This window comes from Paenibacillus sp. EPM92 (assembly GCF_016586185.1).
Taxonomy (GTDB): domain Bacteria; phylum Bacillota; class Bacilli; order Paenibacillales; family NBRC-103111; genus Paenibacillus_G; species Paenibacillus_G validus.
The window spans coordinates 43,154-56,630 of record NZ_BCPS01000081.1 but is presented as its reverse complement, the minus strand read 5'-3'; the positions used below and the strand labels follow the sequence as shown (position 1 = coordinate 56,630).

The following is a 13,477-nucleotide window of genomic DNA, read 5'->3' as shown; positions in this document are numbered from 1 at the left end:
GAGTAGGAGAGGTTCATGGCATCGGATAAAACGGAAAAGGAACGGCTGGACGTTCTTCTTGTCGAACGCGGACTGTTCGAAACGCGCGAGAAGGCGAAATCCGCCATTATGGCGGGGCTCGTCTCCGTAGCGGGCGAACCGGTCGACAAGGCGGGCACGAAAGTGCCCAAAGCCGCAGCGATTGTCGTCAAGGGCGCGCTGCACCCCTACGTCAGCCGTGGGGGATTGAAGCTGGAGAAGGCGCTCCGCAAGTTCGAGATCGACGTGAGCGGTGTGACGATGCTCGATATCGGGGCGTCGACCGGCGGCTTCACGGACTGCGCCTTGCAGCATGGCGCGGCCTACGTTTACGCCGTCGACGTCGGATACAATCAATTGGATTGGTCGCTGCGTAAGGATCCGCGGGTGTGCGTGATGGAACGCACAAATTTCCGTTTCATGCAGCCCGGGGATCTTCAAGGGCCTCAGCCGACTTTCGCGTCGATCGACGTGTCGTTCATCTCGCTGAAGCTTATATTACCGGCCCTCCACGGCTTGTTAGCCGACGATGGGACGGTTGTGGCGCTCGTAAAGCCTCAGTTTGAGGCTGGCCGGGAGAAGGTGCCGAAGACGGGCGTCGTCCGCGAGCCGGCCGTACACCGGGAAGTGCTGGAGACGGTGCTGCGCTTCGCCCAGCAGAACGGTTTCGCCCTGCGCGGGTTAACGTTCTCTCCGATCAAGGGCGGCGAAGGGAACATCGAATTTTTAGCTTATTTACAAAAATCCATACAAGGCGTCATCCCGGAGCCGGAGCTGGATGCTCTCATTCGGGCTGTCGTGCAGGAGTCGCAAAGCATGCAGGACTCATCCCAGGGTTGAAGCGGTAATTTCGCTTGGCCTGCGCGTTATTGGAGGACGGACGGCAACGTCTGTCCGACGTAACCGGGATGAGTTTTTTTGCCAATTATAGAGGAGATTGGCGCATTTTCCTCGAATAGTACTACCCGAGGTGATGCCATGCAAAGCGGAGACGGTTTCATTGTGATTCTCCTCATCGTCGTGCTCATTTTCTGGCTGTATAAGTACCTTCGGGGAAAAATGCGCGAAACGGTGGAGCAAGTGCCGCCCTTGGAGTGGTTAACGGAAGAAGCCGTTCCCGAGGATGAAGCGACACTATTACTCGGGGAATACGGATACCGGGTGTTGAGCGGCAAACGGCGCGTGCCCGTATATATTTTGGTGAACGATTCGGAGTCGCTGCAAAGCCGGTTGTTTATCGATTATATGGCGGAGCGGGACGGGGAATATTACGCCGTTAAGCTGGCCAAGGATCGTAAGCCGCTTGAGAAAACAGGCAGCGCGGTCCGCGACCGGTTGTTCGTCTACCAACTGTTGGATGCGCAAACCGCCGGCGTCCTTTACGTGCATCTGCAGGACAAGCTTATCGATTGTTACCGGTTCAGCTTAACCGAACCGGATGAAGAGGAACTTTAATGTTCACACATAGCCGATCACATACCTCAGGGAGGAACCTATGAAGGGCCAACGACATGTGAAAATTCGCGAAATTATTACGAACAACGAAATCGAAACGCAGGATGAACTGGTGGAGCAGCTGCGCAACGGCGGTTTTCACGTCACCCAGGCGACCATTTCGCGGGATATCAAAGAAATGCATCTGATCAAAGTACCGCTCGACGACGGACGATATAAATATTCGATGCCGGCGGATCAAAGATACAATCCGCTGCAGCGGCTCCGCCGCGCGCTGAACGACCACTTCGTCCATATCGATTACTCGGAGAATCTGGTCGTGCTGAAGAGCTTGCCCGGCACGGCGAATGCGATCGGCGCCCTGATCGACAGTCTGGAATGGAATGAGATTATGGGGACTATTTGCGGCGACGATACGATCTTGATCATTTGCCGGACGAAGGATCAGAGCGTCCATGTGGTCAATCAAATTCTCGGAATGCTAAGTTAATCGCAGGGGAAGAGGTGCGCTTATGCTGTTGGAATTGTCCATTCGTCATTTAGCCGTGATCGAGCATGTGGAGCTCCATTGCAAATCCGGCTTTCACGTTCTGACCGGGGAAACCGGAGCCGGCAAATCGATTATTATCGACGCCTTAAGCTTGATTGCGGGCGGCAGGAGCTCCTCCGATTTGGTGAGGTACGGGAGCGATAAAGCTTCGATCGAAGCTTTGTTCCAAGTCGGGGCCGATCATCCGGTACGGGAAGCGTTATCCCGGTTAGGCATAGAAGGCGTTTCAGAAGAGCATCTTATTATACGCAGAGAAATTTCGGCACAGGGCAAAAGCACGAGCCGGGTGAACGGTCAGCTGGTGAATTTGGCGATGCTGAAAGAGATCGGGGAATGGCTCGTTAACATTCACGGACAGCATGAGCATCAGTCGCTCTTTAAGACGGAGGAGCACATCCGCCTGCTGGATATGTTCGGTGAAGCGGAGATCGGTCCGGTCAAACGGGAATACCGCCAGGCTTATGCCGCTTACCAATCGATCCGCAAGCAGGTGCGCGAGCTTCAGGAAACGAGCCAGCAGGCCCTTCAGATGGCCGATTTATACAAATTCCAAGTGGAAGAAATCCGTTCGGCCAAGCTGAAGCCGGGCGAAGACGAGGCGCTGCAGGAAGAGAAGCGGAAGCTGTCCAACGCCGAGAAGCTGTATCAGAACGCGGCGGACGCCTACGAGCTTATATACGGCGGAAGCAAGGGGCTTGATGCGATCGGACGAGCCGTCCAGAAGCTGCAAGACATTGCGTCTTACGATACGGTCAGGCTGCAGCCGTTAGCAGAGCAAGTTCAATCGGCGTTCTATCAGCTGGAGGACGCCGCGTATCAAATTCGCGATTATCGCGACGAGATCGAATTCAACCCGGCGCGGCTCGATTTTATCGAACAAAGACTGGATACGATTTCCACACTTCGGAGAAAATATGGAGATAACGTAGCAGATATTCTGACCTATGCGGACAAAATCGAGGCGGAGCTCCACCTCATCGAACATAAGGACGAACGGCTGCAGGAGCTGCAGCGGGAGGAACGGCAGGCTGTCGAGCTGCTCGGGCGCTTAGCTTCCGACTTGACGCTGAAACGGATGGCTGTCGCGGAACGGCTGTCCGGGGAGATCGTGGTTGAGCTTCGCGAATTACATATGGAACGAACGCAATTTAAAGTGCACTTCGCGGCGGAAGGCGAGCGCAAGTTTACGCCCGAGGGTGCGGATCAAGTGGAGTTTCTTATTTCGGCAAACCCCGGAGAACCGCTCCGCTCGTTAAGCAAAATTGCCTCAGGCGGGGAAATTTCGCGCGTGATGCTGGCGCTGAAATCAATATTCGCCCGCGTTGACCGTATTCCCGTACTCGTGTTCGATGAGGTGGATACCGGGGTAAGCGGGCGCGCGGCGCAAGCGATCGCCGAACGCATGTCCAAGCTGTCGCGAAGCTGCCAGGTTTTCTCGATCACCCACCTGCCGCAGGTGGCCTGCATGGCCGATGTGCATTATCTTATCCGCAAGACGACCGATGAAGATCGGACGTACACGCGGATCGAGGATTTACACGGAAGCGACCGGGCGCATGAGCTTGCGCGGATGCTCGGCGGGGTTGAAGTAACGGACAAAACGATCGAGCATGCGCAGGAAATGTTAGCCTTAGCCAATGATAAAAAAGCAAAGATGCTCTGACGGGGTGGGAGCATTTTGGAGTTATAAAAGCGGGAGCGCGGGGTTACCTTAAAGGTACACAAACGGCGGTGCTGCCAAGTGATCTAAGTGCAAGTAAGGTCATGGATTGCAGGTGTGACGCCAGCTTTTTGAAGCCATCGTAGAGCTTGGTGCCGCTAAGCAAAGGAAGCAAGGGAGCGTGAGCGAATTGAGTTCCAACCAGAGAAAAAGATTGATTGGATTACTGCTCGTCCTCTTCGTTTGTTTGGGTAGCTTGACCACCCCATTCCGCAGCTTTGCCTCATTCCCCGAGGAACTTCGATTATTTTCCGGTCAAGAGGCTCATTTGAATTTGGTCATGCCGGTCAGCGCACAAGTAACGGTCAATCATCCCGAAATCATTAAAGTTAATGGTTCCACGGAGCATTCCTTCCGCGTTGATCTTCATCAGCCGATCTCCTTAGAGTCCTACCGGGCAGGAAAAGCGGAAATGAAACTGAAATTATTCGGTGCGATTCCGCTCAAAACCGTGAAAGTAAACGTTGTTCCGGATTTGAAAGTGATTCCCGGCGGCCAGACGATCGGCGTTAAGCTGAAATCGGCGGGTATCATGGTCGTAGGCCATCATCTCGTCTCGGTTGCCGAGGATAAAAGGTCGTCTCCCGGTGAGGAAGCGAAGGTACAGCTGGGCGATCTCATTGTCAAAATGAACGGTAAGCCGATCCAGGACGTAAGTAAAGTGGCTGAGCTTGTCAAAGCGGCCGGCGAAAGCAAGAAACCGATTGTGCTTACGATTGTGCGAAACAACGAAACCTTAGAGATCCCGATAACGCCGGCATACGATGCGGTCGATAAAGCTTATCGGCTCGGCCTCTATATTCGGGATTCGGCGGCAGGTGTGGGCACATTGACGTTCTATGCGCCGGATCAGGGCGTATACGGCGCCCTTGGACATGTAATTACCGATATGGATACACAAACGCCAATTGTAGTCGGCGGGGGCGATATCGTGCACTCCAACGTCACCTCCATCTCGAAAAGTCAGAATGGGGAACCGGGGGAGAAGCGGGCTCAGTTTTCGAAGGAAAGCAAGTCGATTGGCAACATTGAGAAAAATACGCAGTTCGGCATTTTCGGTAAAATGTTCAATGCCCCGGATCACAGTTTATATGATAAAGCAATGCCTGTCGCTTTTGCCGAAGAAGTGCGCGAAGGGCCAGCGCAAATTTATACGGTGGTGAACGGTCAGAAAGTCGAGAAATTCGATATCGAAGTCGTCCACGTCGCGAAACAGGAGTTCCCGGCAACGAAAGGGATGGTCATCAAGATTACCGACCCCCGGTTGTTGGATAAGACAGGCGGCATCGTGCAGGGCATGAGCGGCAGCCCGATCATTCAGAGCGGTAAAGTCGTCGGCGCCGTCACCCATGTCTTCGTGAACGATCCGACGAGCGGATACGGTTGTTTTATCGAATGGATGCTGCAGGATGCAGGCATCATGCTAAGAGCGCCCGGTACGATAACGGAATCGGAGTCGAAGCCCGAACAACAACTGAAGGCCAGTTAACGGTCTTCAGTTTTTTTGTCTTGATGTTGATTGAAACAAATTTCGCGTGCAACCCGTCTAACCTAGAGAAAATAGAGGGGATTCCCTCTGCTTTTGTCGATAATTGTATTTTAATGAATTAAATTTTTAATTATAATAGATATCAGAAAAAAAATCCAGAAAAATAATATTCGACAGAAGGAATTTTAGGCTATCTGTCGAAATAATATACTTAGGTAAATAATGCTAAAGTTAATTGCCGCAAATGAAGGAGGAGTATAACGTTGCAAACTATTGAAGTTCTTTTAGCAGATGATAACCGTGAATTTACGAACCTATTATCCGAATTTATTGACGAGCAAGAGGATATGCGCGTTTCCGGCGTTGCCTATAACGGGAATGATGTACTTCGTTTAATTGAGCAAAGCGGTCAGGTGCCCGATGTATTAATTCTGGATATTATTATGCCGCACCTGGACGGTTTGGGCGTTCTTGAGAAACTTCGCGAAATGGATTTGAACCCGCAGCCCAAGATCATCATGCTCACCGCATTCGGTCAAGAGAATATAACGCAGAAAGCGGTTCAATTGGGCGCTTCCTATTATATTTTGAAACCGTTCGATATGGAAATTCTTACGAATCGCATACGCCAGCTGGTGAATAGTTCACAGTCGATGCCGATGATGTCGTCGCCATCGCCGATGAAAGCGAATGTCGTCCAACTGCCAAAGGGCAAGAATCTGGACGCCAACATTACAACGATCATCCATGAGATCGGCGTTCCGGCGCATATTAAAGGCTATCAATATTTGCGTGAAGCGATTACGATGGTTTACAACAATATCGAGATTCTGGGCGCCATTACGAAAACGCTCTATCCGGCTATCGCCGAAAAATACAAAACGACGCCGAGCCGCGTCGAACGTGCCATCCGCCACGCGATTGAAGTCGCCTGGACGCGCGGCAACATCGACAGCATCAGCCACCTGTTCGGTTATACGATCAATATAAGTAAGTCCAAGCCGACAAACAGCGAATTCATCGCGATGGTGGCGGATAAGCTTCGGATCGAGCATAAGGTGTCGTGAAAGGATAATTAGTGGCGCAATGATGCGGGTTTCGGAGGATGGAAACTGTGTGCAGTCTGTTTATGAAAGCCGATAAACCGCTTTGGAACCGATAAACTTACCTCATCTACCCGATAAATCGAATTTGATTTATTGGGTTTTGTATTTTGTATAAAAAGAGAACCCCTCCATAAATGGAGGGGCAGCTTCAATTACGAGGATGTGCTCGGGTTATCGGAATCCGCATTTCGTGCTTGTGCTAATTGTAAGTGGGCTTGATCAAGCTGTTCTTGGGCAGCCTGAATGTCATGTCGTCGATCCGTGTTATTATCCAGGGCTTGATTCAATTCACTTAGTGCATGTTTCACGGCATTATGGGCTTGGATCTCGGCATCCTGATTTTGTTGGCCGGATTGTTGGTCAGCCATCGAATACACCTCCTAAATGAGTTTTGTGCTTTACAGCAAAGTTAATATGGTCTAATTATTGCTTAATCATTCAAGCCCCGTGATTATTGCTATATTACGATCTTTGAAGCTATTTTCGCAGGCTTGAAAGCCCTAATAAAAAATTTTAAATTTTGAGCGGATAAAGGCTGCATAATTTTCCTCAACCGTATTATAATAAATTGTCATGATAATGCAGGGGGGAAATCGATTGGAAACGCCGACGTTGGCAGAACAGAAACAGGAATTACGGATCTGGAAGTGCGAAGATACGAATTGCAATGCATGGGTACGCGAAGAGTTTGTACACGAAGAATCGCCTGGCTGTCCTTTATGTAAAAGTCCGATGGTACAAAGTTATAAGCTTGTACCGCTTGCCGTTAAGAAAGTAAATAAAACCTTTTTTATGGGCAAAAGAAGATCATAACCGGAAGCCCGCCCTAACGGTGAGCTTTGATGCTACGATTACCTCCGAAATTGACTCGGGGGTTTTAGGCATATGACCTCAAAAAAAATGAGTAAGGCAAAAAGCGTCGTTGAATCATTATTTCCAATTAGAAGATACGATATTCGTTTGAAACGGTATCTAGGTGATGCCGTTTTTTTTGTTGCAGTCAAGCGGGTATCCAATAGAAGATCGTATTAAAAGACTGAAGGGAATAGTCGATGGGGAAGGGAAGGAGGGAAATATAACTATCTATTACATTTGGAGGGTGAACGTTATGGAAATGCTCTCTGGTTTTTTTGTTAATACTGAATATTTTGGTGCGGCAGAGCCGCTTGGTTAATGAGTGAGAGCTACGTTGTTAATCAAATAGAGCCACTATGTTAATGAGGAGAGCCATCGGAAAATGATGGCTCCCCTGTTTACAATATTTAACTATCGTATCCCGTTAGTTAGTTTAATAAATTTGTTGTCTATATTTGTTGAGTGTCTTCGTCGCTTTTGTACTCCAAAATATCACCTGGCTGACAATCCAAAGTCTTACATATCGCTTCTAATGTTGAAAAACGAACCGCTTTTGCTTTCCCATTTTTCAGAATGGAAAGATTCGCCATAGTAATTCCAACCCTCTCCGAAAGCTCCGTTACGCTCATTTTTCGTTTTGCTAACATCACATCAATATTAATAATAATTGCCATATGCTCCACCTCAGACCGTTAAATCATTTTCTGATTTTATATTAATAGCTTCTTGTAAAAGTCTTTGGAGAACAGCAGCAAAAACGGCGATCACCATAGAGGCGAAAATAATGACTAATCCCATTGGTATGAAACTTGGAGGGTCAACTCTCTTCCCCATGAAATAGTAGAGTGGCATACCTAGTAGGTACAAGGTACTGATTGTGATGGCACAGTATTTTATATTCTTTAAAGCTTTTACCGATAATTCCGAGAACGCTTGATTCTTATCAATATAGCTTAAAAGTTTAAAAGCTTGATACAGAGCAAAGTAAAAAGGAATCGCTGCTGCGTACATATCGATTAAAACGAGAGATTTCATATAAGCCATTTCTGGATACAATTCTCCAGCAAAATTCCCAATCTTAGGCACTAAAAATATGCACAAAGCGAGAATTGGGATTCCAATAAGAATAACAGCCATCTTCAAAAAGAGTGTTGTTCCTCGTTTCATAAAGTGCACCTCACTTATTTAATGTCAGTTTTTAATTTACCACATATTTTATCGTTTAACAATAAAATAATATCGTTTTTGATAAAAACAAAAAGCATTTCTCATTACAAAGAAATGCTCTTGAAAGTGCCTCAACTGATTTCTCGAAATTTTCTTGTGAAACACGGACTTGAATATCGAGGTCACCTTTGGTCAAAGTGTCAGGGATTGCTGTACTTCCTGCGTGTTGAATATCCCCATCTGGTACAACTTGTTTAATTCTTTCTCGTTGCTCAATAAATAATTGATGCGCTTTGTCATTTACCGAATGATTACAATAAAAATTCACTGACTCCATGTAATTCCCTCGCTTTCTTATACCATAGTAATTTTGTCTATACTGTTTTTAAATCCAAGGGCTTGTTTCGCTAAACTGTCCGTTACTTCAACAAACGAAAAGGAGCTGCCACGAAGGAGCTCCTCTACTATTGTATCCTTAAGGTCGCAGGGTCAACCGCACAACTAAGCTGGAACGTAGGTCAACCTGATCACCTGCTCGCCAATTCGATCGCTTGCCACGAGGCGCAGCGGCGGCCGTGGACCGGCGAAGAACGGTTTGCCGTGACCCAGCACGACTGGATGGAGATAGAGTCGATACTCATCAACGAGACCGAGCTCCGTTAGACTGTGCGCCAACTCCGGCCCGGCAACTTCAATCTCCCCTTCATGCTGAGCCTTCAGCCCACGTATGGCCGCTGCGAGGTCGCCCTCGATCAGAGAAGCGTTCGGACCGACGGACTTTAACGTCCTCGACACCACCCACTTCGGTTTGCTTTGCCACGCCGCTGCGTATTCCCGTTCCGGCGCATCCCATTCAATATGGTCTCCGTCCCAATACCGCATGGTCTCGTACATGCGGCGCCCGTACAGGCTGCCCGCCAGGCCGCGCACGTCGTCGATGAAATGACGGAATAGCACGGGGTCGGGCTGGAATGCCGTGTGGTCGTGGTCGACGAACCCGTCCAGAGACTGGTTCAATGCGAAAACGATCTTTGCCATTCGACTGACTCTCCTCCCTGGTTTTCTCACACATTCATCATCAGGATTACACGTCCCATATGCAGCCTCCTTTATGTCTACATTTTATCATACAACAGCATGGCCGGTTTCTCATGGATTGCTAATGTGCACAGTCCTGGCCCGACCGAAGGCAGACTGATCATCTTCTATCCTTTCAAACATTCCCTAATAGTTCATCGATGAGATTCAACTATCCTGCCAGTTACTTCAATAAAAAAGAGAACCAGCCATAGCCGCTCCTCCACTCTCGTTCCTCGTTAGTTTAACCAACTTATATCGCCATTGTGAGCAGCTTGTAACCCTCGGGATCCCAAAATTCAAAACTACCATGGCCACCATCTGAAATATCGGTTACTTCTACTCCTTTTTTCTTTTAAGTACCGAGATTTCGTCATAAAGTTACTTCTGCACAATCTGAATAAGGTTGCCGCATGTATCGTCGAAGACCGCTATTGTGAGTTCGCCCATTTTTGTCGGTTCCATAGTAAAATTCACGCCGTTTTCCAATAATCGTTTGTACTCTTTATTAATATCTGCAACGCCAAACATTGTTGCTGGGATGCCATCGGCAAATATCTTCTTTTGATACTCTTTAGCGGCAGGATGGTCATTCGGTTCGAGTAAAAGCTCGGTACCGTCTTGCTCATCGGGAGAAACAAGCGTTATCCACCTAAATTCTCCGACGGGAACGTCATGCTTTTTTACAAAGCCAAGCGTTTCTGTATAAAACTCCAATGCCTTGTCTTGATCTTGAACGAATATACTGGTAACAATGATTTTCATTATGTTTTTGCCTCCTTTGATATTTGCGACGTTGCTGCTCTGCTAACGCTTGTCCAAGTGCAATACCCAAATTCAATATGGCTCACTTTACCTGCTGGGAGTAAAACAATAAATCTGCATTAGAAAACATGCTCAAACCACACCTCTTTAAAAGGGCGCAGCCCAAACTTTGACATTAGCCATGTCAAGGCATCCCCAACAAGAGTGTTGGGCATGTAAAAACGAACCCAAAAGCCCTTAGTCTCTAAGGTCCATCCTATTTTTTATTTCCGCCAAAAAGTTGAACAGTCTGCCTTATCCAAAATAATAAACTCAATCATTTTCTCAAGTAATTCGTAATTTACCGGCTCATTCCACGGAATTCTAAACAAGCCTTTGGTAGCGCTGTAACCAGCTTGTGCAATGTCATCGGCAAAGTGCGTAATGCCTACTTCTTCGGGTGAAACGCTCAAATGATACTTTGCTGTGGAAAAGCCGATGATAAATGTGCCGTGATAGGAAAACATTGGCGTATTCCACTTGATTTGCGGTTCCAAATTTGGGAAATTATTAGCAACCCACACCAAAACTTCCTCTGCTCGATCGCGGTGGTCGGGATTATCAATACGCGCTAAATATTCTGCAAAAACTTCCATGTTGTTCCCTCCCAAAATTATGTTCAACGTTCAACTGAATCACTTCACGGTTTAAACTTCCTTTAATATACCATAAAACATGCGATTGCCATTCGACTATCCTGCCCGTTAGTTTAGTCCCAAACTGGCTCTGTACAATAACATGATGGCTCCATTTTATTAACACGGTGGCTCTAACTCATTAACCTAATGGCTCTCTGGCATTGAAATATTCAAATACCAGAGAGCATCCCTTTGTAATCCCTGTAGTCTTATCACCCATAGGGTTCCTTAATGATTCCCCGTACGCTCATTTATATCGATTTATACCGGATATTTACATGCAAGCTTTTGGATTTGCCGATATCCGGTTTTAGATCTAAACTCATCGCAGGCAAATAGGGACTTGTTCTTGCTTTGAATTGAAACCCGAAACGCTGCCAAAATTTTGCCTCGTCCTTGCTCTCCGCTCGAAGAACAATTCTCGAGAACGATTGCATTTCGGTCATTTTCTCCAAAAATTTATACATGATCTGTGTGGCCAGACCTTGTCCCTGAGGAAGTACGAGCAGCTTGTGAATATCGATGGTCGGTTCCTCGATTTCAAATCCGCTGTACAAGTATTCCTTCTTAGCCGGATCATATAAGCTGAAAATAAACGTAAACAAGTCACTTTCACTATGCGGCGCTTGATAGCAAATCTTCCAACTATCCTCATGCTTAAGGATCGATACGAAAACTTCCGCTCCCATAATTAAAGAGAAATCGGCAGCTAATTTATGATATAATTGGTCATTTATGGTTTTCAGAGCATTAGTGACTTTCGGCTGCCAAATATACCAATGTTCCATTGCGGTTCATCCTCCGTCCTTGATCTATTTTATTTTATGCTCACATGTATAATCTTATGGCATGGTTAACCATTGACGAAAAAGTTGTCCTACGGTTACGGGTGAAAATGTGATTTTGCACGTTCGAGGGCGTGATTATTTTGTCTGTATTCCCATACTTTCGCTTCGCTTGAGTGATTTATTTTTATTCGGTTCTGTAAATCATAAGGGCGAATCCACGAAAGGAGTGATAAGACGTGAACAAAGTCAGCTTATCTTTAACTGCGGTTGTGGTTTCCGTATCTTTATTGGTGGGTTGCAATGCGAATGGCACGAATAATGTAAGGTCGCAATCGACGAATTACCGCCATCATAACATGGTTAACCAAAATAGAGGGCTTGTTCGACCTCTAGATGCAGCAACTACGCCAGGAAATACCGATACAACCACTACGCCAACAGATACGGCACAACACAAGTTTAGCGATGTTCCGAGTGGAGAATGGTACGCAGAAAGCGTTCAATGGAGCTCTAATTTGGGAATCATCGACGGGTATCCGGATGGAACTTTTCAACCTGACAAATCAATGACAAGAGCGGAAGTCATCAAAGTTATTAAGTCTTTAGCAGATAAGGGCTATATCGTTATTCCATCTGGGACAACGCCAGGGGGCACGACGACAACACCGGGCGGGACGACGACGACGCCAGGCGGAACGACGACGACGCCATAAATATTTACGAAAGACATGGAGGAATAAACTCTCCATGTCTTTTTCGTGTTCGCCGAGCAAGGGATCTTAAGAGAGACGTCCTGAACAACGGCTGACGCTGTATATCGGGTGGTCAAGAAGGGCTTGATGACATCCTTTATTTAATGGGACCGGTGACCAGCTCGCTTAGTGGCCCGGTTGTTGGGAAATGTCTCGGCGTACAAATAAGCCCTCCCGGCTTCTTTCTATATAAAGAAGCGAGAGGGATGAAAAGTGTGCTTTCTCGATATCTGGAGCGTAGGCTTTCGTTAACGAATTACGGGCGAATTTCGCATTTATTTTTGATAAAGCGAATTTGATTTTCCAGCCTGTTGATCGTATCGGTTGTCTCTTGATCCGGGTTACCGGAAGTTTGCTGAAGCGATTCAAGTTCCTGCTGAAGCTCGTGAAGATCTTGACCGGCATTGGCACAATTGTAGGAGCTCTCAAGCTGATTCAACATACAGATAGTAACCTCCATCCTCGAACATCGTAAGTGACGACTTTAGTATGGAACAGCGCGAGGCCGGCTATGCCTGCGAAGCGCAGGCAATTACAGGATCGGATGACTCTTCTGCTGAAGCGATTGCTCTTGTCTTCCTTCTTCCCGGTAGATGGTTTCGGCCCAGTCCAACCAGCCTTCGGGCAAACGGTTCTTGATCATTGCTTGCATATCTGGGTTGTCTATGTTGGAAGAAGCTAAGTCATAAATCAACTTCTCATAAGTTTGTAACATCGCATCGAAATCCATGCCGACATCTTCCATCAACAGTTCCTTGATTGCGCGATCATTATCGTTGAAGTCGCGGTAGATCAAGCCATCATAAATTTCCGTAATCAGACCGTTCTGAACACGAACAATTTTTTGGCATATCTTTTGCATTGAATCTACTCCTTGAGCTGGAATAAATTTCATTATACCATACGGAATTGCTCGGAAGGTGTACAATTTTGTAAGTATTTTCTTTTTTTATCCATTCATTCAGAGGGTATACGGGCCTTTTAACCTGGGCAATGTAACAAAAGTGGTGTTTATGACAATTGGCGTCGAACGGACTCGGCGCAAGTATGCGAGGTAG

General features: G+C 47.2%; 18 protein-coding genes. 8 read left to right on the top strand and 10 right to left on the bottom strand.

Annotated features, from left to right (window positions below; all coding sequences use genetic code 11):
- The first annotated feature begins 15 nt into the window (after positions 1–15).
- From JMF85_RS20240 to spo0A, 6 genes are all read left to right on the top strand, one after another.
- Positions 16–858, top strand: coding sequence for a TlyA family RNA methyltransferase (locus JMF85_RS20240; RefSeq protein WP_127605491.1), 843 nt, complete (start codon positions 16–18; stop codon positions 856–858).
- Positions 859–996: 138 nt separating this feature from the next.
- The gene (locus tag JMF85_RS20235) at positions 997–1,473 is read left to right on the top strand and encodes a hypothetical protein (protein ID WP_054795193.1); all 477 of its coding nucleotides are present in this window, start codon (positions 997–999) and stop codon (positions 1,471–1,473) included.
- Positions 1,474–1,513: 40 nt separating this feature from the next.
- On the top strand, positions 1,514–1,963 hold the full coding sequence (ahrC, locus tag JMF85_RS20230; protein ID WP_054795192.1) for a transcriptional regulator AhrC/ArgR: 450 nt from the start codon (positions 1,514–1,516) through the stop codon (positions 1,961–1,963).
- A gap of 22 nt (positions 1,964–1,985) precedes the next feature.
- Positions 1,986–3,686 (top strand): DNA repair protein RecN, encoded by a 1,701-nt coding sequence (recN, locus tag JMF85_RS20225; protein WP_127605489.1) that lies wholly within the window; start codon positions 1,986–1,988, stop codon positions 3,684–3,686.
- A gap of 187 nt (positions 3,687–3,873) precedes the next feature.
- Positions 3,874–5,232, top strand: a complete 1,359-nt coding sequence (gene spoIVB / locus JMF85_RS20220; protein ID WP_155614863.1) for a SpoIVB peptidase — start codon at positions 3,874–3,876, stop codon at positions 5,230–5,232.
- Between the two features lie 263 nt (positions 5,233–5,495).
- Positions 5,496–6,299 carry a sporulation transcription factor Spo0A gene (spo0A, locus tag JMF85_RS20215; RefSeq protein WP_127605485.1) on the top strand — a complete coding sequence of 268 codons (804 nt, stop codon included), beginning with the start codon at positions 5,496–5,498 and terminating at the stop codon, positions 6,297–6,299.
- A gap of 191 nt (positions 6,300–6,490) precedes the next feature.
- Here the strand turns inward: spo0A and JMF85_RS20210 are convergent, their stop codons facing one another.
- A complete protein-coding gene (locus JMF85_RS20210) occupies positions 6,491–6,706 on the bottom strand; it encodes a hypothetical protein (RefSeq protein ID WP_201318807.1) in 216 nt (71 codons plus the stop codon).
- Between the two features lie 229 nt (positions 6,707–6,935).
- Here JMF85_RS20210 and JMF85_RS20205 point away from each other — a divergent pair, with 229 nt between their 5' ends.
- Entirely contained in the window at positions 6,936–7,151 is a 216-nt protein-coding gene (locus tag JMF85_RS20205; RefSeq protein ID WP_236595934.1) for a cold-inducible protein YdjO-related protein, read from the top strand.
- Between the two features lie 491 nt (positions 7,152–7,642).
- Here JMF85_RS20205 and JMF85_RS20200 read toward each other — a convergent pair whose 3' ends face one another.
- The 7 genes from JMF85_RS20200 to JMF85_RS20170 all read right to left on the bottom strand — a co-directional run bounded on the left by JMF85_RS20200 (position 7,643) and on the right by JMF85_RS20170 (position 11,667).
- Positions 7,643–7,867, bottom strand: a complete 225-nt coding sequence (locus tag JMF85_RS20200; RefSeq protein ID WP_201318806.1) for a helix-turn-helix domain-containing protein — start codon at positions 7,865–7,867, stop codon at positions 7,643–7,645.
- A 10-nt stretch (positions 7,868–7,877) separates the two neighbouring features.
- A complete protein-coding gene (locus tag JMF85_RS20195) occupies positions 7,878–8,360 on the bottom strand; it encodes a DUF2975 domain-containing protein (protein WP_201318805.1) in 483 nt (160 codons plus the stop codon).
- Positions 8,361–8,415: 55 nt separating this feature from the next.
- Positions 8,416–8,697, bottom strand: coding sequence for a GrpB family protein (locus JMF85_RS20190; RefSeq protein ID WP_201318804.1), 282 nt, complete (start codon positions 8,695–8,697; stop codon positions 8,416–8,418).
- 164 nt (positions 8,698–8,861) lie between these two features.
- A complete protein-coding gene (locus tag JMF85_RS20185; protein WP_054795186.1) occupies positions 8,862–9,398 on the bottom strand; it encodes a dihydrofolate reductase family protein in 537 nt (178 codons plus the stop codon).
- 420 nt (positions 9,399–9,818) lie between these two features.
- Positions 9,819–10,202, bottom strand: coding sequence for a VOC family protein (locus tag JMF85_RS20180; RefSeq protein ID WP_062495003.1), 384 nt, complete (start codon positions 10,200–10,202; stop codon positions 9,819–9,821).
- A 263-nt stretch (positions 10,203–10,465) separates the two neighbouring features.
- Positions 10,466–10,837: an iron chaperone gene (locus tag JMF85_RS20175; RefSeq protein ID WP_201318803.1), complete on the bottom strand. Its 372-nt coding sequence runs from the start codon at positions 10,835–10,837 to the stop codon at positions 10,466–10,468.
- A gap of 293 nt (positions 10,838–11,130) precedes the next feature.
- On the bottom strand, positions 11,131–11,667 hold the full coding sequence (locus JMF85_RS20170) for a GNAT family N-acetyltransferase (RefSeq protein WP_127605473.1): 537 nt from the start codon (positions 11,665–11,667) through the stop codon (positions 11,131–11,133).
- Between the two features lie 236 nt (positions 11,668–11,903).
- On the opposite strand from JMF85_RS20170, the gene JMF85_RS20165 reads away from it, so the two are divergent.
- Positions 11,904–12,380 (top strand): S-layer homology domain-containing protein, encoded by a 477-nt coding sequence (locus tag JMF85_RS20165; RefSeq protein WP_127605471.1) that lies wholly within the window; start codon positions 11,904–11,906, stop codon positions 12,378–12,380.
- Positions 12,381–12,675: 295 nt separating this feature from the next.
- Here JMF85_RS20165 and JMF85_RS20160 read toward each other — a convergent pair whose 3' ends face one another.
- Together JMF85_RS20160 and JMF85_RS20155 are read right to left on the bottom strand one after the other, a co-directional pair.
- The gene (locus JMF85_RS20160) at positions 12,676–12,861 is read right to left on the bottom strand and encodes a hypothetical protein (protein WP_054799655.1); all 186 of its coding nucleotides are present in this window, start codon (positions 12,859–12,861) and stop codon (positions 12,676–12,678) included.
- Positions 12,862–12,951: 90 nt separating this feature from the next.
- Positions 12,952–13,281 carry a hypothetical protein gene (locus tag JMF85_RS20155; protein WP_127605469.1) on the bottom strand — a complete coding sequence of 110 codons (330 nt, stop codon included), beginning with the start codon at positions 13,279–13,281 and terminating at the stop codon, positions 12,952–12,954.
- Positions 13,282–13,477 lie beyond the last annotated feature (196 nt).

What these genes read in the sequence shown, in the direction of transcription:
- JMF85_RS20240 (WP_127605491.1), top strand. Translation starts at nt 16, where the DNA reads ATGGCATCGGATAAAACGGAAAAGGAACGGCTGGACGTTCTTCTTGTC.
- JMF85_RS20235 (WP_054795193.1), top strand. Translation starts at nt 997, where the DNA reads ATGCAAAGCGGAGACGGTTTCATTGTGATTCTCCTCATCGTCGTGCTC.
- ahrC (WP_054795192.1), top strand. Translation starts at nt 1,514, where the DNA reads ATGAAGGGCCAACGACATGTGAAAATTCGCGAAATTATTACGAACAAC.
- recN (WP_127605489.1), top strand. Translation starts at nt 1,986, where the DNA reads ATGCTGTTGGAATTGTCCATTCGTCATTTAGCCGTGATCGAGCATGTG.
- JMF85_RS20210 (WP_201318807.1), bottom strand. Translation starts at nt 6,706, where the DNA reads ATGGCTGACCAACAATCCGGCCAACAAAATCAGGATGCCGAGATCCAA.
- JMF85_RS20200 (WP_201318806.1), bottom strand. Translation starts at nt 7,867, where the DNA reads ATGGCAATTATTATTAATATTGATGTGATGTTAGCAAAACGAAAAATG.
- JMF85_RS20195 (WP_201318805.1), bottom strand. Translation starts at nt 8,360, where the DNA reads ATGAAACGAGGAACAACACTCTTTTTGAAGATGGCTGTTATTCTTATT.
- JMF85_RS20190 (WP_201318804.1), bottom strand. Translation starts at nt 8,697, where the DNA reads ATGGAGTCAGTGAATTTTTATTGTAATCATTCGGTAAATGACAAAGCG.
- JMF85_RS20185 (WP_054795186.1), bottom strand. Translation starts at nt 9,398, where the DNA reads ATGGCAAAGATCGTTTTCGCATTGAACCAGTCTCTGGACGGGTTCGTC.
- JMF85_RS20180 (WP_062495003.1), bottom strand. Translation starts at nt 10,202, where the DNA reads ATGAAAATCATTGTTACCAGTATATTCGTTCAAGATCAAGACAAGGCA.
- JMF85_RS20175 (WP_201318803.1), bottom strand. Translation starts at nt 10,837, where the DNA reads ATGGAAGTTTTTGCAGAATATTTAGCGCGTATTGATAATCCCGACCAC.
- JMF85_RS20170 (WP_127605473.1), bottom strand. Translation starts at nt 11,667, where the DNA reads ATGGAACATTGGTATATTTGGCAGCCGAAAGTCACTAATGCTCTGAAA.
- JMF85_RS20160 (WP_054799655.1), bottom strand. Translation starts at nt 12,861, where the DNA reads ATGTTGAATCAGCTTGAGAGCTCCTACAATTGTGCCAATGCCGGTCAA.
- JMF85_RS20155 (WP_127605469.1), bottom strand. Translation starts at nt 13,281, where the DNA reads ATGCAAAAGATATGCCAAAAAATTGTTCGTGTTCAGAACGGTCTGATT.